Source organism: Anoxybacillus sp. UARK-01 (assembly GCF_002075365.1).
Classification (GTDB): domain Bacteria; phylum Bacillota; class Bacilli; order Bacillales; family Anoxybacillaceae; genus Anoxybacteroides; species Anoxybacteroides rupiense.
The window spans coordinates 1-23,467 of sequence record NZ_NASY01000058.1 but is presented as its reverse complement, the minus strand read 5'-3'; the positions used below and the strand labels follow the sequence as shown (position 1 = coordinate 23,467).

Annotated in this window: 22 protein-coding genes; 7 read left to right on the top strand and 15 right to left on the bottom strand. The window is 39.4% G+C overall.

Features of this window, described 5'->3' with window-relative positions; translation table 11 throughout:
• Positions 1-44: 44 nt before the first annotated feature.
• On the bottom strand, positions 45-407 hold the full coding sequence (acpS, locus tag B6A27_RS18130) for a holo-ACP synthase (protein ID WP_044742002.1): 363 nt from the start codon (positions 405-407) through the stop codon (positions 45-47).
• A 205-nt stretch (positions 408-612) separates the two neighbouring features.
• Between acpS and B6A27_RS18125 the strand changes: the two genes are divergently transcribed.
• Positions 613-1,215, top strand: a complete 603-nt coding sequence (locus B6A27_RS18125; RefSeq protein WP_066148998.1) for a rhomboid family intramembrane serine protease — start codon at positions 613-615, stop codon at positions 1,213-1,215.
• A 57-nt stretch (positions 1,216-1,272) separates the two neighbouring features.
• On the opposite strand, the gene cshA is transcribed toward B6A27_RS18125, so the two are convergent.
• The 7 genes from cshA to B6A27_RS18085 form a co-directional block, all read right to left on the bottom strand.
• Positions 1,273-2,688 carry a degradosome RNA helicase CshA gene (cshA, locus tag B6A27_RS18120; RefSeq protein WP_066148997.1) on the bottom strand — a complete coding sequence of 472 codons (1,416 nt, stop codon included), beginning with the start codon at positions 2,686-2,688 and terminating at the stop codon, positions 1,273-1,275.
• Positions 2,689-2,814: 126 nt separating this feature from the next.
• Positions 2,815-3,507, bottom strand: coding sequence for an alpha/beta hydrolase (locus B6A27_RS18115; protein WP_080862875.1), 693 nt, complete (start codon positions 3,505-3,507; stop codon positions 2,815-2,817).
• A gap of 61 nt (positions 3,508-3,568) precedes the next feature.
• Positions 3,569-4,948: a UDP-N-acetylmuramoyl-tripeptide--D-alanyl-D-alanine ligase gene (locus B6A27_RS18110; RefSeq protein WP_080862874.1), complete on the bottom strand. Its 1,380-nt coding sequence runs from the start codon at positions 4,946-4,948 to the stop codon at positions 3,569-3,571.
• Between the two features lie 32 nt (positions 4,949-4,980).
• Positions 4,981-6,072 carry a D-alanine--D-alanine ligase gene (locus B6A27_RS18105; protein ID WP_066148994.1) on the bottom strand — a complete coding sequence of 364 codons (1,092 nt, stop codon included), beginning with the start codon at positions 6,070-6,072 and terminating at the stop codon, positions 4,981-4,983.
• A gap of 274 nt (positions 6,073-6,346) precedes the next feature.
• Complete coding sequence (locus B6A27_RS18095; RefSeq protein ID WP_066148992.1) at positions 6,347-7,486, bottom strand: MGDG synthase family glycosyltransferase; 1,140 nt, start codon at positions 7,484-7,486, stop codon at positions 6,347-6,349.
• A gap of 14 nt (positions 7,487-7,500) precedes the next feature.
• The gene (locus B6A27_RS18090) at positions 7,501-8,097 is read right to left on the bottom strand and encodes a DedA family protein (RefSeq protein WP_066148991.1); all 597 of its coding nucleotides are present in this window, start codon (positions 8,095-8,097) and stop codon (positions 7,501-7,503) included.
• Positions 8,098-8,108: 11 nt separating this feature from the next.
• Positions 8,109-8,831, bottom strand: a complete 723-nt coding sequence (locus tag B6A27_RS18085; protein ID WP_066148990.1) for a polysaccharide deacetylase family protein — start codon at positions 8,829-8,831, stop codon at positions 8,109-8,111.
• 309 nt (positions 8,832-9,140) lie between these two features.
• Here B6A27_RS18085 and B6A27_RS18080 point away from each other — a divergent pair, with 309 nt between their 5' ends.
• The 6 genes from B6A27_RS18080 (at position 9,141) to B6A27_RS19470 (ending at position 15,280) form a co-directional block, all read left to right on the top strand.
• Positions 9,141-10,214, top strand: coding sequence for an undecaprenyldiphospho-muramoylpentapeptide beta-N-acetylglucosaminyltransferase (locus tag B6A27_RS18080; protein WP_080862872.1), 1,074 nt, complete (start codon positions 9,141-9,143; stop codon positions 10,212-10,214).
• Between the two features lie 666 nt (positions 10,215-10,880).
• Positions 10,881-11,045, top strand: coding sequence for a hypothetical protein (locus B6A27_RS18915; RefSeq protein ID WP_201722586.1), 165 nt, complete (start codon positions 10,881-10,883; stop codon positions 11,043-11,045).
• A 6-nt stretch (positions 11,046-11,051) separates the two neighbouring features.
• Complete coding sequence (locus tag B6A27_RS18075; protein WP_080862871.1) at positions 11,052-12,002, top strand: polyprenyl synthetase family protein; 951 nt, start codon at positions 11,052-11,054, stop codon at positions 12,000-12,002.
• A 7-nt stretch (positions 12,003-12,009) separates the two neighbouring features.
• Positions 12,010-14,091, top strand: a complete 2,082-nt coding sequence (locus tag B6A27_RS18070; RefSeq protein ID WP_080862870.1) for a sensor histidine kinase — start codon at positions 12,010-12,012, stop codon at positions 14,089-14,091.
• Positions 14,063-14,659 (top strand): response regulator transcription factor, encoded by a 597-nt coding sequence (locus B6A27_RS18065; RefSeq protein WP_080862869.1) that lies wholly within the window; start codon positions 14,063-14,065, stop codon positions 14,657-14,659. The genes B6A27_RS18070 and B6A27_RS18065 overlap by 29 nt, the downstream gene beginning before the upstream one ends.
• A 531-nt stretch (positions 14,660-15,190) precedes the next feature.
• Positions 15,191-15,280 (top strand): putative holin-like toxin, encoded by a 90-nt coding sequence (locus B6A27_RS19470; RefSeq protein WP_221212134.1) that lies wholly within the window; start codon positions 15,191-15,193, stop codon positions 15,278-15,280.
• Between the two features lie 494 nt (positions 15,281-15,774).
• On the opposite strand, the gene B6A27_RS18060 is transcribed toward B6A27_RS19470, so the two are convergent.
• The 7 genes from B6A27_RS18060 to B6A27_RS18760 form a co-directional block, all read right to left on the bottom strand.
• On the bottom strand, positions 15,775-16,122 hold the full coding sequence (locus B6A27_RS18060) for a hypothetical protein (RefSeq protein ID WP_052660921.1): 348 nt from the start codon (positions 16,120-16,122) through the stop codon (positions 15,775-15,777).
• Between the two features lie 722 nt (positions 16,123-16,844).
• Positions 16,845-17,486 (bottom strand): hypothetical protein, encoded by a 642-nt coding sequence (locus B6A27_RS18055; RefSeq protein ID WP_044742013.1) that lies wholly within the window; start codon positions 17,484-17,486, stop codon positions 16,845-16,847.
• A 733-nt stretch (positions 17,487-18,219) separates the two neighbouring features.
• Entirely contained in the window at positions 18,220-18,477 is a 258-nt protein-coding gene (locus B6A27_RS18050; RefSeq protein WP_044744740.1) for a hypothetical protein, read from the bottom strand.
• 147 nt (positions 18,478-18,624) lie between these two features.
• Positions 18,625-19,134 (bottom strand): DUF6426 family protein, encoded by a 510-nt coding sequence (locus B6A27_RS18045; RefSeq protein WP_139788174.1) that lies wholly within the window; start codon positions 19,132-19,134, stop codon positions 18,625-18,627.
• 35 nt (positions 19,135-19,169) lie between these two features.
• The gene (locus tag B6A27_RS18040) at positions 19,170-19,397 is read right to left on the bottom strand and encodes a hypothetical protein (protein ID WP_080862867.1); all 228 of its coding nucleotides are present in this window, start codon (positions 19,395-19,397) and stop codon (positions 19,170-19,172) included.
• 672 nt (positions 19,398-20,069) lie between these two features.
• Positions 20,070-20,219 carry a hypothetical protein gene (locus B6A27_RS18765; RefSeq protein WP_159719236.1) on the bottom strand — a complete coding sequence of 50 codons (150 nt, stop codon included), beginning with the start codon at positions 20,217-20,219 and terminating at the stop codon, positions 20,070-20,072.
• Positions 20,220-21,571: 1,352 nt separating this feature from the next.
• The gene (locus B6A27_RS18760) at positions 21,572-21,730 is read right to left on the bottom strand and encodes a hypothetical protein (protein WP_159719235.1); all 159 of its coding nucleotides are present in this window, start codon (positions 21,728-21,730) and stop codon (positions 21,572-21,574) included.
• Positions 21,731-23,467 lie beyond the last annotated feature (1,737 nt).

The window sequence follows — 23,467 nt, the reverse complement described above, 5'->3', positions numbered from 1 at the left end:
TTTTGCATTACCAATATATGAGACCATACGGGCAAATATGCAGACTAGCATGACAAGCGCTCGATAATTACTTGGGCCACTGCATAATCACGACTATGGGAAATGGAGACATGGATATAGTGTCCTTCCAGTGTCACAACGGCTTCTGGCTTGCCCTTTTCATTATTAATAAAAGCCACATCTTGGAACGAAACGTTTTTTCCAATCCCTGTTCCCATCGCTTTTGCATATGCTTCCTTTGCGGCAAATCTTCCGGCCAAAAACTCGACTTTTCGTTCGTTTGACAACGAATCAAAAATCGCTTTCTCTTTTTTCGTTAAAATACGCTGCACAAATTTTTCATTTTGCTCTATTAGCTTTTGAATTCGATCCAGCTCGACAATATCAATCCCGATTCCTGCAATCATTTTCTTCTATCCTTTCTGTTCCATACATACATTTTTAATAAACAACCATTCGAATATTCCTGATCCATATAGCTTAAACATGACTTCCATGCAAACGTTATTTATTTTTTATATTCATCGTTGCACCAACCATGATCAGCATATTTGGTTTTTCAATCGATCGTCGCTACGTTTAAACCAACAGCTTAAAAAGAGGGGCGGTTTTATGTTTGTTCGCACGGAAAATCCATCTACATTTTTCCGGCTTTATCCAATCGTTTCATTCCTTGTTCTCATCCACATCGTTTTCTTTCTGATTTTTTTAATTCCTGGCTCCTTCTCTAACAATTTGTTAAAGGCACTTATTGGCTTCAATCTCGTTATTTTTAAAGGGGAATACTGGCGGCTCATAACCCCTCTTTTCTTACACGTTCACCTTGTACACATGCTGGTGAACTCCGTCTCGCTGATCCTATTTGGACCTGCCTTGGAAAAAATTCTTGGCAAATGGAGATTTTTCTTAGCTTACATCGGCGGCGGAATATTGGCCAATATCGCCACTCTCTTCCTTGCACCTCCCATGTACACTCACCTTGGGGCTTCAGGAGCCGTTTTTAGTCTATTTGGCATTTACAGCTACCTTGCTTTTTTTCATCAACACATTATTCAAAGACCGCACGCTCATATCATTTTCGCTATATTGCTGATTGGGTTTGTCGTCACGCTGACAGGAGCCAACCTAAACATTATTGCGCATTTTTTCGGATTTTTAAGCGGAGCCATCATCGCCCCTTTCATCGCTTCTCATCCCAACCCCTATCATCCTTAGCACAACTTCCGGGCTTACGGGAACAAAAAAACGATGCCTTTCGCATCGTTTTTTTTCTTATCGCGCCACGCGCCGCTTTTTCGATTGCGGGCTTCGCGCTGCCCCTTTTGGCTGTCCGCCTTTGCGATTGATCCGCTTTTTCTCTTTTTTGGCTGGCAGCGGTGGCTCTTCCGTCAGCATTACCGGTGTTGTATCTGGCTCCTTTGTCAACATTTTGATACAAGCGGCTACAAGAGAAACGGAATCATGCTCTTCTAAAAGCTCCTCGGCAGCTCGCTTGTAAAACGATAAATTCTCGCTTTCCACAACAGCCAAGAGCTTCTCAATTGCAATTCGCTGCTGCCCTTCTAGCGCTTCGTCGAGCGTCGGCGGCCGCATCCGTTCCATTTTGCGTTTTGTTGTTTTTTCAATATTGTGCAGCTGTCCTGTTTCGCGAGGCGTCACAAATGTCATGGCCATTCCTGTTTTTCCGGCACGGCCTGTACGGCCGATGCGATGAACATAGCTTTCTGGATCCTGTGGAATGTCAAAGTTATACACGTGTGTAACGCCGGAAATATCTAGCCCGCGTGCTGCTACATCAGTCGCTACTAAAATTTCAATTGCTCCTTCTTTAAATTTGCGCAGCACGGACAGCCGCTTCGCTTGGCTTAAATCTCCATGGATTCCTTCAGCAGCATAACCGCGCAAATTCAACGCTTCGGCCAGCTCATCCACTCGCCGTTTCGTACGGCCAAATACAATCGCCAGCTCCGGCGCTTGAATATCCAGCAGCCTTGTTAAAATATCAAATTTTCTTTTTTCTTGAACTTCTAGATAGTATTGCTCAATATTGGGAACCGTCATTTCTTTAGCTTTAACTTTGACAAGCTGCGGATTGTCCATGAAGCGCTCCGCAATGCGGCGAATAGGCTCAGGCATCGTTGCTGAAAAAAGAAGCGTCTGCCTTTTCGTCGGCACATGGCTTAAAATCGCTTCAATATCATCAACAAATCCCATGTTCAGCATTTCATCTGCTTCATCTAACACAACGGTATGCACATGATCTAGACGAATCGTTTTGCGATTGATATGATCGATGATTCTTCCTGGTGTTCCAACAATAATATGCGGGCGTTTCTTCAATGCGCGAATTTGTCGTTCGATATCCTGTCCTCCATAAATTGGAAGAATGCGGGCACGTTTGACCGCTCCAATTTTATAGAGCTCTTCAGATACTTGAATGGCAAGCTCGCGAGTCGGAGCAACGACAAGTCCTTGAATCACGTCCGTTTTTGGATTTATTTTTTCAATTAACGGAATACCGAACGCGGCCGTTTTTCCTGTCCCGGTTTGTGCCTGCCCAATCACATCTTTATTTTGCAGGCTTAATGGAATGGTCTCTGCTTGAATCGGAGTGGTTTCTTCAAACCCCATTCGACTTATGGCTCTCATTAATTCATTACTTAATCCTAACTCTTGAAATGTTGTCAATTCTATTCATTCTCCTTTTACTTCCTTAAACTATTCAAAACCGTTCTTTCCAAGGGAAAGATGGGCCTTGGACATTATGGAATTTATCATACCATTTCTATACCTCTTGTGCAATAAATACCATTTTCAAAGATCTTCCTGTAAAAAATGCACGACCGCTTCAAACAGCGCATGCCGATCAGGTTCGTAACAAACTTGATGACGCGATGAAGGCAAAAATAATAATTTCTTTTTCGTGGATCCTACCATTGTATATACATACTGAGCGCTTTTTACGGGCACAATCTCATCTAGGCTTCCTTGGACAATCAAGATTGGAACGCGTACATCGGCAAGCTGCGGGCGAACTTTGCTGACTAATTTGCGAAACTCCATCGCCGCAGTTAGCGGTGTTGCAACGATTTTCTTTTTATAACGGACAAATACCGGATGTTCTTGCAATTGCCGCTGTAAACCAGCATGAATCATTCCACTGATCTCCTGAAGCATCTGCTTAGGATTGATATAATAAAAAGCGGGGCTTAGCAGGACAACTTTGCCCACTGGATATTTCGCTGCTAAATAAGCAGCAATTACCCCTCCCATTGAAAAGCCGACCAGATAAACGATGTCACACTTTTTCATTACACGCTGCAAATCTGCTTCTGCGGCCGCAAGCCATTGGTCGTACATTATTCCTTTTAGCTGAAGCGTTTCACCATGCCCAGGCAAGATCGTTAATTCGACAAGCCAATTGGTCTGTTCTTGCACATAACGAGCAAGCGGCTCAACCTCATAGGACCCTCCCGTAAAGCCGTGAATACACAAGCAGCCAATCAACCGCCATCACCCCCAACAAAAAGAAAGGGGGAGGCATACGCATTTCGTATCCTCCAACACCTTACGCTTGCAAGTCACGGATGATATCTTCTAATCTCATTCCTCTTGACGCTTTAAACAAAATGAGATCGCGGGCCGAAGCAATGGAACGCAGATCTCTGGCCAACGCTTGCTTATCGTCATACGCTTGAACACGGCCCCTTGGAAACGAGTGTTGAGCGGCGAGCGCAATATGTCCAGCGCGCTTGCCATACGTCAATACGTAATCAAGCTTTTCAGACTGAAGCATCCGGCCAATTTGTTGATGAAACTCAATTTCTTGATCACCAAGCTCCAGCATATCGCCTAACACGGCGATTTTTTTCTCATATCCCGTCAATTCGAACAGCAGCTCTAATGCTGCTTTCATAGAAGTTGGGCTAGCGTTATACGCATCATTAATCATCGTAGCCCCATTGACGGCTTTGATGATTTCCATACGCATTTTCGTCATTTGCAGCTCAGCCAAACTCGCTTGAATGGCTTCCCAGCTGACATGAAACAGACGCGCCACCGAAATCGCCGCCAGCGCATTATATACGTGGTGACGCCCTAAAATTGGAAGGAATAAACGATAATCTGGTGCCTGATTCACGGTAAATGAGGTGCCGTTCACCTCCAATGAAATGTCGGTTGGATAGTAGTCATTCGCTATTTTTTGTCCAAATGTGACCATACGCAAAGGCCGCTTTATATTTTTCACTCTTGTTTGCAGAAGCGGCTCATCTCCGTAATAGACAAACACACCATCAGACTGCAAACCAGAAACGATTTCCAGTTTTGCGCGAGCAATGCCGTCACGTGAGCCTAGCTCCTGTAAATGAGATTCTCCGATATTTGTAATAATGGCCACACTAGGCTCAGAGATCTTGGACAAAAGCTCAATCTCGCCAAAATTGCTCATGCCCATTTCGACAACCGCTATTTCGGTATCTTCTTTTAAACGAAGAAGCGTCAGTGGCACTCCGATATGATTGTTGAGATTTCCTTCTGTTTTTTGCACTTTATAGGTCGAAGCCAATAGACCATAGACCATATCCTTTGTTGTTGTCTTTCCATTGCTGCCTGTGATGCCGACTACTTTTACAGCCAGTTGTTTCCGGTAACGGTTGGCCAGCTGCTGCAAGGCTTGCAATGTGTCATCGACAAAAATAAGCGGAACATTGGTCGGCGGATTCGCTTCATTTTTTTCCCAAAGCGCTGCGCTTGCTCCTTTCGCAAACGCGTCTGCTACAAAAGCATGGCCGTTAAAATTCGCACCTTTCAGTGGAATATATAAATTTCCCGGCTGAATCGTTCTCGTATCTGTCGAAACACCTTTGATCGCTGTATCATAAAAAGACTCGGCAAGGCCGTTTCCATCTACCATTTCTTCAACAGCGCGCAATGTGCGAACAATCATTGTAAATCCCCTTCATTCCTTCATTGTATCATTTAAAACGTATATGTGATCGTTTGCTTTTCTTCATGCCGCTCAATCGCCAGCTGAACGAGCTTTTCAATCAGCTCCGAATAAGAAACGCCGGTGTGCTTCCAAAGAAGCGGGAACATGCTAAATGGAGTAAATCCCGGCATCGTATTAATCTCGTTAATATACACCGTTCCGTCTGCCGCTAAAAAGAAATCAGCCCTTACAAGTCCCGAAAGATCAAGCGCTTTGAAAGCGGCAATCGCCATTTGTTGAATGGTTTGATATTGTTCTTCTGTAATATCAGCAGGAATAATAAGTTCCGTATTTCCGTCCTCATATTTAGCTTGATAATCGTAAAATTCCTTTTTCGGAACAATTTCGCCAACTACAGAGCATATTGGGTTATCATTTCCAATAACTCCGATTTCTACTTCACGACCGATAATGGCTTCCTCTACAATAATTTTGCGATCATACTGAAACGCTTCAGCAAAAGCTGCTTCGAGATCTTCGCGTTTTTTGCATTTCGTGATGCCTACGCTCGATCCGGCGTTAGCTGGCTTGACAAAGCAAGGGTAACCAAGCTCTCTTTCTACTTTATCATAAGCCTTTTTTTCATCTTGCGTCCACTCTTTTCTCAAAAACGCCACATACTTCACTTGACGTAATCCAGCTTGCGCAAATAAGTTCTTCATAATGACTTTATCCATTCCCACTGCTGACGCTAGCACGCCATTCCCTACATAAGGAAGATTTAATAGTTCAAGCAAGCCTTGCACCGTTCCGTCCTCGCCATTTGGTCCATGCAGCAGAGGAAAAATCACATCAATGGTTTCTTCCTCCTGACGCTCGCTGCTGATCGCCGAAACTGGCGCTTGATTTAAAGCGACAGGCAAAATTTCTTTTGCCTCTGGCTTCATTTCCAACTGCTTTATATCTTGAACAGGACTTGTCAGTTTTTCTCCTTTGGCCCATTGTCCCTCTTTGGTGATATAAATGGGAATGACATCGAATTTTGTTTGATCAATAGCATTCATCACCGCCATAGCTGTTTGCAGTGATACTTTATGTTCAGGCGATTTTCCGCCGTATAAGACGCCAATGGTTGTCTTCATCTACAATCCCCCTCTTCTTTTTTCATAATTTTTATTGTACCATGTTTCAATCTCCTTCGTATGATTCTTTTTACTGGAGCAATCATTTATAACCATTATTTTCCTTTTTAAACACTTCCGCTTAGACTGCCCAAAAATCTTCCTCCAACCATGCTCAGACGCAAAATAACGATCTATATCTATCCATCTGCCTATATATATGAGAAAGGCAGGTTGTTTTGCCACTCCTAAAGAAAAACACCGTTTCCTAAGTTGGTAAACGGTGCTTTTTTGATCATTTCGAGAGCACTTTTTGGTTCTTTTCATGCATTAATATCAGTTCTTTCAATGAGTCCTGCGCTGTTTGCTCAATTTGCGAAAAATATTCGGCAACCCGGCGATGGAAACGGCTTTTTTCCATATGGTCATGCAGCACACGCCAAATTTTTTGCTCATAATGCTCCAATCTACTTAAATTGTAAATCAGCCCTTTTGATTCTAAATAGCGCAAGTTGATTTGCTCTTGCCCCGGCAAATAGCCAATGGTAAATAGAGGGATGCGTTTGTGCAGCACTTCACTCACCGTGACCCCTCCAGGCTTGGTGATAACAGCATCCACCTCATCGTATAAACGGTTCATTTCTTCACAATTGGAAATATAAGAGAATGGCTGGATATGAGGCTGCTTCCAGCGCAAAATTTCTTCATACAGTTCGTTATTATTTCCACATAAAACAGAATAACGAAATCGATTCGTACCGTTCATTTTTCGAAAAAAATCAAGAATGTTGCCTAGCCCTTGGTTGCCACCAGCGACCAATAAATGCGGGCGATAGGAGGTGCCCCTGTATCCATTTTTCCGTGTCATAAACGTCTCATGAACAGGAATCCCAGTAACAACAATGCGCTCCTTCGGAATTTTATATTTTGTGATTAACTCCTTCTTCGCTTCTTGATGCGGGACAAAGTGGTAGTCGATTGCTTTTTTCCCCCAAATACCGTTGATAAAAAAATCTGTATATACATTAACAACAGGAATATCAATTAAATGCCTTCTTTTTAAACGATGCAAGATCCTCGATGGAAATGAATGTGTGCAAATAATAAAATGCGGCTTCTCTTTTTCAAGCATCCGCTTCATTTTATGTTCGAAATAAGGCATCCATGGCTCCAAATGGATCCATTCCATCTTTTGAACATCGCGATACATCAGCATCTTATAAATATGATGATAGGAAGAAGGATGTGAACGTATCCAGCGAAGATACACTTCGGAAACCAACTTTTCAATGTATTCATTGCAATAGCTTAAAAAATCCACCTTTTTACAACTAACGAATGAAAACTGCTGCTCTAAAAAATCCATGAGCGCATCGGCCACTTTGTGATGTCCAGAACTCATTTGAAATAACGGCAATACAAGAACTCTCATCATGACGATAGCTCCCTTTAATTTTCAAATTGTTTTTTGCTTAAAACATGCTTAATCCACATGACGGCAAGAAAGAGTAGAAAAAGAGCCAGTCCAATTAAAGGAATCGACGCAAGCGGAATATGCATATGGCGGCCTAAAAGCATCCCCAATAACATAATGGGAACCGTCCAAAGCAGCGCCCCTATACATGCCAGCAGCGAAAACAACAGGAAAGGAAAGTGAATCATGCCGGACATATACGGAACAATTTGTCTCACGCCAGGTAAATAGAACCCAAACAAAACCAACCACTTTCCATATTTTCTAAACAGCTCATTGGCTCGCTCCCATTTCTCTGCTTTGATTCCTACATATTTTCCGTACTTCTTCATAAACGGATGACCAAAGTATCGGCCAATTCCATAACCCGTTATCATCCCCATTGTAGCACCGAACCAGCTAATGAGAAAGCAATAGGACCATTCTAATTGCTTTTGGGAAACTAAGACGCCTAGAAAAAAAAGCAGACTTTCTTCAGGAGCTGGAATTCCCACAATTCCACAAAAGATAAAAAGGAAAATCATGATATATCCATACGATTGTATATACGAAAACATCATATTGGTATCCATATAGTTCCTCACTACATCCGTAAAGTCTGTTTGTTAGTGTGTGCATTGATCGCTTCGCTAATCGTCAACCATTCCATTTTTTTTGCCTCCTCTTCGGCAAATAGCAGCTCTAGTGCTTTCAACATATGAGCAGGTGCTTTTTTGTCCGCTCCCAAAGTATCTCCGCTATCATGAAGCACGATAATCGCTCCATCCTGCAACCCGTTTTTTAAACGGCGCAGCAATTCATCGACACCAATGCTTTCTTTCCAATCCCCGAGTATGTGCGTCCACATAATCGTGGGATACTTCGCTTGCAGCGTCCATGTAAATAAATTGAAATGACCCCAAGGAGGCCGATAATAAACGGGCCGTTTTCCCGTAATTCTCTCAATGATCAACGCCGATTTGCGCAATCCTCGTTGCAAAAACGGAGGAAACAAGATCCAATTGCTAATATGGCGGTAATTGTGGAGGCCGATTTCATGTCCTTCCCGATCCATCCGGCGAATCAGATCGGGATATTTTGCTGCTCTTGTTCCCACAACAAAAAAAGTTGCTTTAATATCGTGCTTTTTTAATAAGTCAAGCAGCTGCGGCGTATAATATGGGTCGGGACCGTCATCAAATGTTAATGCAACGGCTCCCTTTCTCATTCCCTTTTTGTAAATCCGCCATGCGTTTCGTCGGATCCATATCGTTGGAATCATTCCATAGATCAACAGAACGCATAACAAAATCAGCAAGCCACGCATACATTCACCTCTTCAAAATACAGACTGGCGATCCATTCCATGATGATTCATGAACAGCCGTTTCTGATCGCTTAGTGCTCCTTTTTCCGACTCCGTTCAGGTGCTTTTCTCTGCCTATGGCTGTTCTGGCTTGCGAAATGCAGGAAGGCTAAGCCCCTGATGATTCCGCATTTTCTTATCCCTGTTATTTTCAAAGATTTGTACACAGTTCTTTGCTATAATACAATACGGAACGATGAAAAAAAAGATTCAAAGGATAAGAATATGGAGAAGATTTTCTAATCATGAATAAAAGACAGGTGATGAACATTGAATAAAAAAATTATGCTTACCGGGGGCGGTTCAGCGGGCCATGTAACGGTTAATATTGCGTTAATTCCAAAATTAAAGGAACGCGGCTGGAGCATTGGCTATATCGGTTCACATAACGGCATCGAGCGGGAGCTGCTTTCCCAAGTAGAAAATGTTCCCTATTTCCCCATTTCCACAGGAAAACTGCGCCGCTACTTTGACTGGAACAATTTTAAAGATCCTTTCAAGGTATTGAAGGGAACATTCGAAGCATACCGCCTGATCAAAAAAGAAAAGCCAAGTATCGTCTTTTCCAAAGGCGGATTCGTTTCCGTCCCTGTCATTGTCGCGGCTTGGTTGAATGGCGTACCGACGATTATCCACGAATCAGATATCACTCCAGGGTTGGCCAATAAAATCGCGATGCCATTTGCCACTAAAATTTGCGTCACCTTTCCCGAAACACTACCGCACGTAAACGAGCAAAAGGGAATTTATGTCGGAGCGGTCGTTCGGGAAGAGCTCAAGCAAGGAAGTGCCGACACAGGACGGAAGCATTGCCAATTTGAAAAAGGCAAACCCGTTCTGCTCGTCATGGGCGGAAGTCTTGGATCTAAACGCATCAACGACGCATTACGCGCCAATTTACAAACCTTGCTCGCTGATTTTCAAATCGTCCATATTTGCGGAAAAGGGAACATCGATCCAAAGTTCGCCGCTGAAAAGGGTTATAAACAATTTGAATACGTCCACGAGGAGCTGCCGCATATCATGGCGATGGCGGATATTGTCTTATCAAGAGCCGGCTCAAATTCCATCTTTGAATTTTTAACATTAAAAAAGCCGATGCTGCTTATCCCGCTTTCTAAAGGAGCGAGCCGCGGCGACCAAATTTTAAACGCACGTTCATTTAAAAAATCAGGATATGCCGATGTGTTAATGGAGGAAGAATTAACAAATGACTCCCTGCGCGAAGCCATCTACCAGCTCTATCGCAACAAAGCCAACTATATCGAAAACATGACCCGCTCCCAAGCCACGGACGCTCTACATACACTGCTGTCGCTGATTGAAGAAACGAGTAAACAATAAAAGCGAACACAAAGCAACAGCCGTTATCATATGGTAGACAAAGTCATTTTTACTTTGTCTACCATTTATTTTGGACCCCATCCGTTTATTGTGACTTTTCCCTATCAGACTAGCTTCAAAACGATTAGCAGACAAGCAACACAGCCGAGCGAAAATGCGAATGGATCAAAAAAATTTATGATTGGACAAGAAACAGGATGAACGCGTTATTCAACAGTCTGAGACCTTATTGGCAGAACGGTTCACCATCATTGTCTAAAAAGGAACAAGCAGCCTTACCACACCATGTCACTTAGTGTACCAACTATTGATTAGCCGATTACCAAGCATTTAAGTTCTGTACATCTTTGGAGAAACAGCGATATTCAAAATGCTATCCCACATACCATTTATTGTTAATTTTTTAACATATTTCAATTATTGATCCTCATTTATTACACCGTTTTCACTTTTCGTTGCAGGAGATTTTTCCATCCAAATCTATAATAACTCACTTTGTTTTTCAGAGATCATTTGCTAAATCTTCGAGTTTCATTGATATCCCTACCAAAGCTCTCTTTTTTTGCAAGTTAGCGCATAGAAAATTTGTATTTTTCAAAAAAATAATGACAAATCATGTAATATAGTGTAAAATTTTAGTATAAAATTCAATTGGAGGTAGGTATTATGAACCAAAAATTATGGGAAGTGATTCAAACTTTAGTAGAGAAAGAGTCCATTGGAACTTCTGAGCTCGCTCTCGCTCAAGAAAATTTAAGTCCCCAAATCTTCTCAGTGTTAGCAGAATATTTTCAAGATGGATTAAAAGAAAAGTTGAATCCTTGGGTGTAAGACTGAATGGAGATCGTTGAAAAAAGTGAGATCAAAGCTTTTTTAAAGCATCATTTATTCAATAGCAGCAACTTAGAATCAGAAATGACCCAACATATTTTCCACATGCTTCATAACAAAGGCAAAATCTTTTACAATCACGAGCCCTATTTTTCTTGGGGAGAATTTTATGCACACGTATCCTCATTCCATTGGGATGAGGATACGTGCAAACAATCTATTATGATTCATGCCGCAGCTATTGAACTGCTGATTTTAGCAACCGATATTTTTGATGAAATTTCTGATCAAGATCAAGGCGATCCCATGATCAACAGGTTAACCATTGGTGAAGCCATTACGATAGCTAATGCACTGATGATGGAATCGTTTCGTCTCCTTCTTAAGTGTTCACCAAAGCATACATATGACAAATTTACAGTCATCATTGATGAATTGCAAAATGCCTGCAATGGACAGTGGAAAGACTTGCATTTTGTCATTTCCGACACTATTCCAACAGAGGAAGACTATTTTCTTCTTGTTCAACAAAAATCAGCATCTTTAGTAAAACTTGTTTGTACAAGCAGTCATATACAGCATCAAGACATATGGGGGCCTATTGCAAACTGTATCGGCATTGCCGGCCAATTGAAAAATGATGCAAAAGACATTCTCTCAGATGATAAAAGCGACCTAATGAATAAAAAAGCCACTTTGCCATTGATTAAAGCTATGGAATATAGCCTAAAAAAAGACCGGGGTTGGCTTCTAAAAAAGCTCTGTCAATTAAAAGCAAACGAGCCATGTTCTTCACTGCTTTTTGAGATTAAGAACTATATCAGGAAAACTGGTGCGATCGACTATTGCTTCATTCTTTCTAAACTCTATATCAATGAAGCAATGAAACAGCTTTCTGCTCATTTTCCAGAAAAACATATCCTGATCCATCGTCTCCAAAGCTACTTAGAAAGTTAGGGATAGTATGAATCAAAAAGCTCTTCCATTTATCATGACGCTTATTTCTATAATTATCATTTGTTATACACTATTAAAAATGGAATACGTAGGTCTGCACTATTATTTTCTAATGTTTATAGGAATGTCTTTTTTATTCATTGGAATTTACAGCTATATCCAAAAACCAAATTCAGTTGTCATACAGCATTTCCTAGTCCTTATGCTGATTAGCGGACTAGCCATCGCTTTAGCAACCCCTTCCAGTTGGAATATAAAATTGGCAAAGGATGTAGAGGTTCTTTCCATTTCATTAGCACCTTACTGTCTATTAAAATTTTTTGAACACTTCCCTTTGTCTACAAAATCGGCGTTTTTCCGGAAAGTACGAACGTCCACACTATTTATTGCGGTTTTTAGCATATTTCTTTATTTTTTAGCTGGGGCACAGCATGACACTATTATTCAAATGATGGTGCGGCCATGTATTGTCGCCAACATTATTATCTCGCTGCTCGCTTGCATCGTTCTATGTTTCTTACATATTCGTTCGAATTCCGATAAAGTGAAAAATCAAATGTATCTTTTAATTTTTGGTCTTATTTTATCATTTGTCCCTGTTGTCGTTTTTAGCCTGATTCCTGATGTGTTCCCTATGCTTCCTAGGATCCCTTTTCATTATAGTTTAAGCAGCATCATCGTTTTTCCAATCACAATATCCTATTTACTAACCAAGCAAGAAATCATTGACTTTCAAGAGCATTTGCGCAAAATCAGCTTTCAGTTATTAGCTATTCTTTCGGGCTTGCTTGTATTTAATTTATTGTCATGGATACTGAGTGATTTCAGCTTACCATCAGCGCTTTTACTAAATACTTTGCTCATCTGTGCTTTCGTTGTTTATAGTCTGATGAATAGATGGTTGGAGCCTTTAAAAATGAAAAAATGGCAGCTTAAGCATCAAAAAATTCAACAGGAAAAATTGCTGATTCTCCAGCAATTGCTGAATGGGCAGCATTTGGGGCATTGCGCCAAGCTGGTTGCTGATTTAATTCATCAAACCCTGCGTGTTAGCGGCGTATGCCTAATATGGAAAAATGATAGCGCTCCCGTTGTTTTGCACCGAACAGGAATTTTCCTGCCTTTTGACGATGCACAGCTGCTGTCATATCTCTATCAGAGAGACCACACGAACAAAGCGCATATTCATGGAAAAAGCATCTTCTTCTATCCTATGAAGATAGAAAATGCGATACGAGGATGGATTATCATCAGCGAAAAAACGACGGCTACCATTTTTGAAAGGGAAGAACAAGAGCTGATTGAAAAAATTCGCCTCGATGCAACGGAGTTATTCGCTAGCTCCGCAACATTGCAACAAATTGAAAACGAATTAAAGGAAGCTATGAAAGAGTCGCTTATTCACGAACAGTCTCATTGGCTGTTGCTCAATGAACAAGAAGAAGAAAAAAGGAAGCTGTCTGATTTTCTTCATGATGAAATATTGCAAAATTTAATCCTGCTTCTTCATAAGCTTGAATGGCTCAACAAAAGTCAAAACATCAACAAAGATATTTTGAAAGAGATCGAAGAAGAGATTCGCAACAGCATCTTTGAGATAAGAGAAATGTGCCATGAGCTATACCCTGCCGTCATAGAAGACTTAGGGTTAAAGCACAGCCTCTTTTTATTAAAAAGAAAATGTGAAATGAGCTATAATATTATTTTACAAATCGACTATCGCTCACAGCTAAAAAACATCCCAATCGCTCTTTCTGCCCAAGTATTTCGAATCATCAAAGAATTGGTTTACAATGCGATAAAACACTCGTCATCAAAAGAGATTTTCATCTCGGTTGAAGAAGCACCGCACGACCTTCGTATCAAAGTAAAAGATCACGGTGTTGGATTTAAGGTGCCCAACCATTTATCAGCATTATTGCAAAACCGCCATTTAGGCTTAGTGACGATCCAAAAACGGGTGAATCAGCTAAAAGGCACTCTTGACATTCAATCGGAACCTGGAGCCGGAACATGTGTATCTATTTCTCTGCCAATCGAAATAGACGGAGAGGAAACAAATGAAAATCAGAGTATTATTAGTCGATGATCACTTGCTTATGATGCAGGGAATTCGCAAATTGCTAGAGGACGAAACAGATTTCGAAATCGTCGGCACCATTTGTAATCCTGCCGGCTTGCTAGAGGAAATAAACAAGCATCATCCTGATGTTATTGTCATGGATATAAAAATGAAAGAAGAAAGCGGAATTGAGTGGACAAAGAAAATTACCCGATCATACCCAGCATGCAAAATCGTCATTTTATCCGGATACGATTATGACGAATACATTCACGCTGCTTATGAGGCTGGAGCATATGCGTTTGTAACAAAAGAGAACTCCTCATTGGAACTGGCTAACGCTATTAAACAAAGCTATCTAGGGATCAAAGTGTTTCCAACCGACCGATTAACTCATTATAGCCCTCCTCTTACTCAGATGGAATTAACCATTCTTCGGCTGATTGCTGAAGACCATACCAATGCAGAAATTAGCGAGCAGCTAAAGATAAGCCGCCGGACGGTCGAACACCACATATCTTCCATTATCCGAAAGCTTGATGTCGATTCAAGAGTAGGGGCCGTTGTCAAAGCGATCAAGCTAGGATTAATTTAATTCAATCTATCGAAGGGATACAGGCCCCTTCGGCCATTTTTTCCTCTTTTTCTAGCTAACCAAGTATTCTATCTTTTTTCGTTTGCCGCAAAGCCCCTTCTGTGTATACTTCGTAAAAATCAACAAGGGGCAGAATATTATCTATATAAATAGAACTTGAAAATAGACATGGATTCCTCCGTACCTCTCCGTAAAAACGATCTGATTCGCCGCTTTTCCGCGGTCGCCGACATACTTCCAACCAACAGCGAATGTTCATCAGACACATGTCATATGTTCGCTGGCGTTTTTGCCCATAGCATGAGGCAAAAGGGCAACGGTCAGCCGTGTACTTTCACATGTCGTTGGACTGCTGTAAACCATGTTGAAAAATCAAACGGCCCTTGTCTACATTTCTACAAAACAAAACATCAATCTTCTCGATCTTCCGTTTCCAACAGTTGTAAATATATTGTATAATAGAAAGGCAATAATACGGGAGAACTCAAGGGTGGATCGGCATGTAACCCCTTTATCCTCAGAAAGGGGGTGATGCCGATGACGGTGTTTGAAGCGTTAATGTTTGCGATCGCTTTCGCAAGCTTAATCGTTTCTATTCTATCCTTTCACCAAAAGAAATAGCCCACCCTTGAGTTAGCAGCCCATCGGTGGACTATTTCCCCATATGGCTGATCCCCCTTGCAGGGAACCGCGTTATTGCAGGGCCAAGGGTGTTGCAGCATCCTTGGCCTTGTTTTATTTATACAGATCTTTTATATATATTATACATGATTCATTCGGTAAAATGGAAGCCGATGCGGCGCAAAATAGAGCATTTTCCATCATGTATCTTATTCTATGCCCTCCTCGTCCGCCGTACCACTCAAATCTTTACTAAAGGTTTGATACCACTGAACATCATTGAATATGTGAATAGGCGACCGTTCTTGATCCAATATTACCAGATTATACCTAGATTCCCCTTTATGTAATTTCTGAATCAACGCTTCTGGGATCGCAGCGCTCCATGAAGATTCGATCACAAGGCTATTGGAAAGCTGCCCATTTTCATGAAGAGGGCCCTTTACAGGCTAGGACTGCTTTACATACGTGTAACGGGAGAGCTCTTCTGGATATTAAATCATAAAATAATAATCGTTGTACTGCCCAAGAGCTTTATACAAGCTTTCTGATACAGTATAGTTAATCGTCAGCTTGATCGACTTATCATGGGCCTCAACCGTAAATTTTTTTACTAAAAAATGAGGGGGAAGGAATTGCTGCCCCAAAGATAAACGAGAATGAGGCGAATCAGCCGATTCGAGTGCTCCATTCACCTCTTTTGTTTCTTCTGCTTGAGCAGGGACTTCCTCGCATCCGCCGGTTTGCTTAATGGTTTGCTCTCCTTGTGATAGCTGCAGGCTGCTAATAAAATCAGCCATAAACAAAAAGCTTGTAAAACTTTCCTTCTCATCATCCCACATTCTCCATATTCGTGAGATTGATCTCTATATCATTGAATACAAATAAATTTACATATAACCTACGTGCTCAATTTATTATAATCATTAAAAAATTTATTTAATATCATGTGTATTTTGCAATAAACAAAAAAACTATCTTGTAATAAACCAAATAACTAACAATATAATAGCGATTCCTAACCAAATTGCTGATTGTTTATATTTATTCATATAGAACCACCTTTGTATTATTGGATATTATCAAAAGTGTAACCTCAGCAATCACCGTTTTTCGTTGCGTTTCAACAGTTGGAAGAAAAAAGGATGCTACCTCCATTGTTTTTGGCCATCATTCAGATAACCGCACTCAACATCCAAAACAAAGGAGACAAGTTTGTTACCTCAATTATTAGCCTGCTTGCTTCAAATAATCAAGCTCCAACTGTAAATTTGCAAATTATTTGTTTTGCACATTAACTCATTATTTCATATTGGAACATAGTTACAAAATTAGCCGTACGGGCTTTATATGGAGTGGCGGACATGTTAGATTTGTTGCCTAGCAAAATAAGGGTTCTTGCTCACCCCTTTCGCTAAAAACATGTCCGCAATAGATCCATATCAAGTGTCATTACTTTCCTATATTTAAACAGGTAAACACTAAAGAATTAACTTTTTTGTTCCAAAAAATTTGATATGAATCCACATATGTTTTCTTTTCTTAACATTTACAAATCAATTTATTAACAAGCTGAATACCATACAGTTGGTACATAAAGATAACAATCTAAATATACGCCACATCCCTTATCTTGTTTTATAAATCCCCATAATCCAATCCCTGCAACTGCTGAAACAAAGCTAGTTACCCATCCAGGTGGACTAATAAAATATGAAATCGTTGCATTTAATGCAGCTACCCCCGCACCATATAATGCTATATTCTCTTTTAATTTCTCAACAAACTTATGCGACCAATACACTCTGAGCCCCCACCAAGTAAATTCCCAATCAAAATTTTTACTTTTATCGATAGAATATGTTTGAAGATCCCCATTAGACTCGATTTTAGCAACAAATTTATTTCCATCTATAATCAAATCAGATCGATATTTACTTATTTGCATATTTGTATCTTTGATAATCTCTTCCACTTTTCCAATTTCCACCTTAGTCAAAACGTTATTCGCTTCTTTCTTGATTTTAAATTTTTCCGATTTATAGTCTAAATAAACAAATGGATCAGCCTTAGAAATTAAACCTTCGATCGACTGTTCCTCTGAGGAGGATTTTGCAAATGACACAATTGGTGTTAACAGAGCTAAAATCATAGCGAAAAACATAACTAAAATTATAGAATTTCTTAATCTCTTATTTCTCACCAATTTAAACATCACCTTTCTATAATTCAGCTTTTATCAATCACACAGTGTAATCGAGAAATGATTGTCTTAGGTTGTGCATATGATACACAGAATTATTAAAAATAAATCTTGTACGAAACGATCCTGGATAGTAAAAGGTTATACCTCAATGATGCCCCCCTCTAGAAATAATGGTGTACTAGGTCGGCCGACTTTATCTTAACTATATCAAACTAATCAAGAAAAAACATCCGTATTTTCCACAATTTTGATTGCGGAAAATACCTATATTTTCATTCGTCCCAACTCAAAACCGCCCAACGGAAAGGCTCCGCTAGGCGGCATATGCTTAAATCAATAACAACCATCAGCACGATCCAGTAATGGCAAACGGAATAAGGGGAATATGGCGAATGAGTCACAGAAAAAAAGCGGATCGCAAATAGGGCCAAAGCGAAGGTGTCGAGAAAAATGGAGGATCAGCAGCGATAACGTATGGCTGTTTTTGCAGCAGTGACACTTCTTTCGCCCCCCGACATCATCGGAATGGTCATTTATGAGCAGGAAGCCGATTTATGTCTCCTGTTAAATAGAGATGCCAGATTATAAGGTAAACAATGATTCCGCCAAAAGCTAAAAACATCCAAACGGTAAGTAAAGGAGAGAAGCTTCCGGCTCTGATTTTCTGTACCGCTATGATCTAATAGGGGGAACAATAGATGTTATGGAATGTGAACCCCTTTCTTTTTTCATTCTATCTATTCCCCTTGTTATTGAAAAAAGAAAATAATCCTGTAAATAATAAAATAGCTCCTATCATTCTATAAGAGTCCATATATCCTTTTAACATTTGTAAATATTCGTCCGATCCCACACTCCCCCCTATTGATCGGACCCATGATGAAGTGGATGTACTTCCCAATTTCGGACTGTTTAAAATCAAAATGAATCCAATAAGGGCCACTACTAATGAAAGAAACTTCATTTTATTAGGATCTTTTAAAATATTCATTCTCCCTCTTCCTCCTTTTCATTGTATACAAAAACAATACGAGATAAATTTAATTATACATTAAATTTTATTCCAAATTAACCATAAAAAAACAGAAGTAAATTTCTCATAGAGAAACTTACTTCAGTACGCATTTTCCGTAAATTATTATTCATAGTAATAAAAACATACTCCGATTGGTTTAAATGCATTTCCATATCCTGCTTTATAATCGCTTCCAATAATCGGATCGTACCAAACATCAAAATGATAGGTTTGGTAATACGGCCTAGCCACTATCGTGTATGTTTTCCCTGATGGAACTTTAATTTGATAAGTATCAGAAACCTCATAACTCTTCGTTACATTAAATCCCAATCCTGTCGAAACTACCTCAGCACTCACATTGGTATTAGATGACCATGAGGCATTAACGCCTTCCTTTACACTTAATGTAGCAGTCGCTGGTCCTGCAAAAGTAGATTGTCTAATGATTTTAGTACCGCACGCCTCTCCACTACTCATATTCTTTAAATAGTAACCACTTGCCCATTGAGGTGTCACTATAGAATTATTTTTTAAAAAAGATTCATTTTCAGTTTGAATGTATGCCACCGCAACACCCACTAATTTTTTCGCTCCCTGATCAGAAGTAGAAGGTTCTAATTTTTTGAGCACTTCCGAATCTGTTATTTCAACAATCGTGCTAATTTTTAGTTTTTTCTTTTTTTATATAAAGCCAGACTAGTTGCAGAGGCAATAACTCCACTACTAAAACTCACTCTAAGTACATTTATAATATATTCAGGTATTTCCTTATACTCCGTTGTTGTCATCCCTCCTGACATATGTGTTACGGTTTTATAGGGGACAAATATCAATGCTAAAGTGATTCCTATGACAAAACCGTACATAAAACCTTTTTCAATAACATTATTCAAGATTCATTTCTCCTCTCTATGTATTTGCATTTATAATTTGACATTCATCGAGAAGTCTCCCACCTCTAAGTGAAGTTCAGTGCAAAGAGTTTCGTTCCTTATTAGATCTCTTTTTTGGAAATATATTTGGTAGTGACGAAGCTAAAAAACTAACTGCAATTGCCGCAATGGCCTTTCCCGACATTTGATTTTTATCTCCCATTGTAAATAAGTATACAGTTGTAATGAATGAAACAATATAGAACCCATTACCTTCGTTATAAAATCATGTTTTTCCTTCGACAGCAATTGGTCTGTGAATTCATCTCGCCATATCCGTTCCTTTGTTCCATAAATGGTAAACCCATATAGCTGTGATGCTCTCTTTTTTAGATACCACGCTTTATCGGCAAGAAGAACCATCTCGTCCGTTCGTATAAGGGATGAAGCTTTATATTCACGATGTCATAGCGAAACGTGAGAGAGGAGGTACATTCAGGCAAGGAAACGGTCACGATATCTCCATTTCTTGCAGATTTGACTCATTGATGATTGACTTGAATCGATATCGGATCGAATACTTATGGTACAGTTGAAGCGTTGGATTTGTTATCTCCACACGGGAGAACTTTATATGCACGGTAGCTTGTTTTTCTTTCAATGAAAATGATAAAAAAGCTGCTCTTTTTTGTTTCAAGAAACATCGCCACCATCAAGCCATACATAACGCTGAAAACGAGCGGTCCGAACATGCAGACGACGAGAAACCGCAGTACGGCCAACATCACTCTCATTTTCTCCAACATGATCCGGTAGCCATCCACAAAAATAACTGAACGCCATAAAGAAGCTCCTTTGAATGGAGAAGATAAAAAAACATGCAAAGAATCAATATCATTTGCACAAGCACGAAGACTTCATGAATACTCCATACTTGATTGCCTATCATCTGAAAAGAACAAAATGAATCCGACAATCAACAAAACCAAAAAAAATAATACACTAGCTCCAGCATATAGCTTCCTTTTATTAAGCAGCTGCTTCAGATGAAAAATAAACATAAAATTCCAACACGATTTATCATCCGCTTTTCTTTAAAGGAGTTATTCTAAATTTGAACAAGAATTAAAACAGAATCAGGGAAATGCCGTCAATTTCTCCGCTCTTCCCTGACTTCGCAATATTCCTCGTCGTGTAGATGATTATTTGGCTGTACGTTTCCCATATCCTCTGGATTCAACTGTTTAGCCAACGATTTGACTATAATAATGATCTGCCTCTTCGTTACCCGTTCATCATGAGTGAGGCTTTTACATTAACTAACGGAACCATCCGCATTGCAATAAAATTCTATACTTACCGTAACCGGATAAGATTGTCCACTTATTGTATATGTTCCTGATACATAAATAACATAAGTACGACCACCATCAATTAGCTCGTATTCATATCCTGTTTGTTTCCAGCTTCCAACACCACTTGCTACTCTCGAAGTTATCGATTTAATCCCAGAAAATATTGATCTCCTATGAACATTGCTATATCGTGTTTCGAAAGTTCCTGTAATCGTTAACGTGTGAGTAGTTTGCCCTGCCTCAAAAACGGCTGATTGTGTTTTTGAAACAACAGACTGAGGAGCAATGATACCTGTACCCGATTTAACAACTTCCTGCTGAGGCTAGACCGCAAATGACGCCTGTCCTCCCCCTAACACAACGACGGTCGTAAGCGATGTGGCTAATATTCCTTTCACTATCCCATCGACAGTTTGATTTCTGATAAACCTCGCCCCTTTTTTCATCAACATTGATCGCTTACAGTTTACACATTACTATATTTAACAATAAAAAACATCCGTATTTTCCGTAAAGTCGGCTGTAAAAAAATACTAAAAAACAAAAAAAGAATGAAATTTTAATGACGCACTTTTCAAGTGATGGGAAGAGAGGCAATTGAATGTGATAATAAAATAGGACTTGGCAAAACTTTTCCCTCGAACAAGAACGCAACGACAAACAGATTTGCCGTAAAGCGTTCGTTGTTCTAAAAGGTGATGCTGAAATATGCATCATAAACCGTTTTGATCCTTTATTATCCGCTACTTCAACCTTTTCATATTTTCTAAACAAAAACTTTATAAATAGCTTCAAGACAAATTCTCAAACTGCCTATTTTCCTTTTCGTCTACGATAACATTAACTGATTAGCAACGGATGGAGATCCGTAACACGATCAAAGAAAATATCCTCCAGTGTCGCTTTTTCTACTTTTACTTCGTATATATCGATATTTTGACGTGACAAATAATGAATAAGCTTCGGAATGTCCGACTCCCGCGCAAAAGATCGCAACATAAATATTCGCCCGATGTTTGCACATTGGAAATAAAGTCACCAGCATCATGTTTTAACGAATTCGCAATAAAATTATGTTCTTTTTTTACTTTTATCAGCAACTGAATCGCCCGGTTATACATCTCTCTTAATTGTTCCATCGTTCCGATTTTCGAAATGACACCACCTTCCATAATCGCAATCGTATCGCATATTTTTTCTACTTCCGAGAGATTATGTGATGTTAGAAAAATCGTCGTACCATAAGAAAAAACATCCGTATTTTCCGCAATGAAAATTGCGGAAAATACGGATGTTTTTTCTCATTTTATTTGATAGATTAAAAGCAAGAGTTGTAAATCTTAAAAAAGACAGGAGAACGATAGGGGGATTCGAAATTGTAAAAAACGATTGAAATTTGGGAAATGTAGTGAAACAGTAAGATTCTTGAGGATCTAAGTTTTATGTCCTATCCGCATGATGTATATCAATCTCTTCAACCTTTCCGTTATGTCTTAAAAAGTCGAAGGAGAGCGCAAACCGTTTAATATATGTATTGGATAGTGTTGCAAATCTAAAGTAAACACTCAAAATTTGTCCAACAATGGAATAATCACTCAATCATACGCACCTTTTCATTTATCACTGTTTTAGGAATTGATGGATGAAATAAAAGGGACTTCAATCTGTTTGAGCATTTACTGAATTTTTCACTGCCGTAGGCAGTATCTCTAAGGGCAAACTTAATCTCTCACTCTTTTAAAGACATATTCGCCGGCAACGGCTACATCATTTCGATTCTCAGCTTTAAAGAGACACGTGATAACATGATGCCTTCTATCAGGTTGTACCAAAGGTGTAACTTGTATGCTTTTAACCAATACTTAGAGTCGAAATCCCCATATTGCTTGAGAGTCATAGAGACTGCTATGACGATTTAGGGATACCGAACTTCTCAATCTTTGAGAAGCTGAATGTTAAAAGCAAAAAACCCTTTCTCTCGAAACCATTTAAAATGTAGATAAATGTTGAACCGCTTGGAGTCCGTACATTTTCCAAAATTATCTAAATCGATCGAGTATGTTCACAAATTGACGTAAAGAGGCGAGAACAAATAATTTTTTAAAAAGAAACATTTTAACCATGATTTTTTCGAAATCGATGGTTGCCCTGTTATAAAGAGGATATTTCTTATAAAAAAGTTAATTTATGCATGGAAATAACACCTGTAAAAGAGGATCCATTTCGCTATTCATTGCATGTTCGATAACAAAATTAGAAATCATGATGATGTTCCCCTTGGAATGTTGTATAAAAGCGTTTATTAGTCCTTTGCTGAGTATCTTGGTCACTGTATATGATTTCGAAGTTGGTGGATTTTTTATGCAGAAATTATTCGTTGTTTTTCCTGCTTCTTACAGAACGAAAAGCCTGGTAGTCCTGGATAAAATCTTAATCTTTATACATAAATGATTATGTTATTGGACAAGTTTTTTTACGAGTTTCATTTTCGATTGAAACTCTTTTTGTTTTGATGGATTCACCTGTTTGAGAGTACTGTAGGCAAGGATAGATATAAGATAATCAGAATTTCAAAATGAATTTATATATTTGAAAAAAGGAAATTTGCTAATTGCATGGAATCAGAATAAAAGCAAGCGTTATGGAATAATTATCAAAAAACTATATTGTATTATTAGGAATTTTTTATAAAATATACTTATAATTACATTTTTTGATATAAACATAGATATGATG

Bases quoted from the DNA above. Each gene is read 5' to 3' on its own strand.
- acpS (WP_044742002.1), bottom strand. From the start codon at position 407: ATGATTGCAGGAATCGGGATTGATATTGTCGAGCTGGATCGAATTCAA.
- B6A27_RS18125 (WP_066148998.1), top strand. From the start codon at position 613: ATGTTTGTTCGCACGGAAAATCCATCTACATTTTTCCGGCTTTATCCA.
- B6A27_RS18110 (WP_080862874.1), bottom strand. From the start codon at position 4,948: ATGATTGTTCGCACATTGCGCGCTGTTGAAGAAATGGTAGATGGAAAC.
- B6A27_RS18105 (WP_066148994.1), bottom strand. From the start codon at position 6,072: ATGAAGACAACCATTGGCGTCTTATACGGCGGAAAATCGCCTGAACAT.
- B6A27_RS18095 (WP_066148992.1), bottom strand. From the start codon at position 7,486: ATGATGAGAGTTCTTGTATTGCCGTTATTTCAAATGAGTTCTGGACAT.
- B6A27_RS18090 (WP_066148991.1), bottom strand. From the start codon at position 8,097: ATGGATACCAATATGATGTTTTCGTATATACAATCGTATGGATATATC.
- B6A27_RS18085 (WP_066148990.1), bottom strand. From the start codon at position 8,831: ATGCGTGGCTTGCTGATTTTGTTATGCGTTCTGTTGATCTATGGAATG.
- B6A27_RS18915 (WP_201722586.1), top strand. From the start codon at position 10,881: ATGAACCAAAAATTATGGGAAGTGATTCAAACTTTAGTAGAGAAAGAG.
- B6A27_RS18075 (WP_080862871.1), top strand. From the start codon at position 11,052: ATGGAGATCGTTGAAAAAAGTGAGATCAAAGCTTTTTTAAAGCATCAT.
- B6A27_RS18070 (WP_080862870.1), top strand. From the start codon at position 12,010: ATGAATCAAAAAGCTCTTCCATTTATCATGACGCTTATTTCTATAATT.
- B6A27_RS18065 (WP_080862869.1), top strand. From the start codon at position 14,063: ATGAAAATCAGAGTATTATTAGTCGATGATCACTTGCTTATGATGCAG.
- B6A27_RS19470 (WP_221212134.1), top strand. From the start codon at position 15,191: ATGCCGATGACGGTGTTTGAAGCGTTAATGTTTGCGATCGCTTTCGCA.
- B6A27_RS18060 (WP_052660921.1), bottom strand. From the start codon at position 16,122: ATGTGGGATGATGAGAAGGAAAGTTTTACAAGCTTTTTGTTTATGGCT.
- B6A27_RS18050 (WP_044744740.1), bottom strand. From the start codon at position 18,477: ATGAATATTTTAAAAGATCCTAATAAAATGAAGTTTCTTTCATTAGTA.
- B6A27_RS18765 (WP_159719236.1), bottom strand. From the start codon at position 20,219: ATGGCGTTCAGTTATTTTTGTGGATGGCTACCGGATCATGTTGGAGAA.
- B6A27_RS18760 (WP_159719235.1), bottom strand. From the start codon at position 21,730: ATGTTGCGATCTTTTGCGCGGGAGTCGGACATTCCGAAGCTTATTCAT.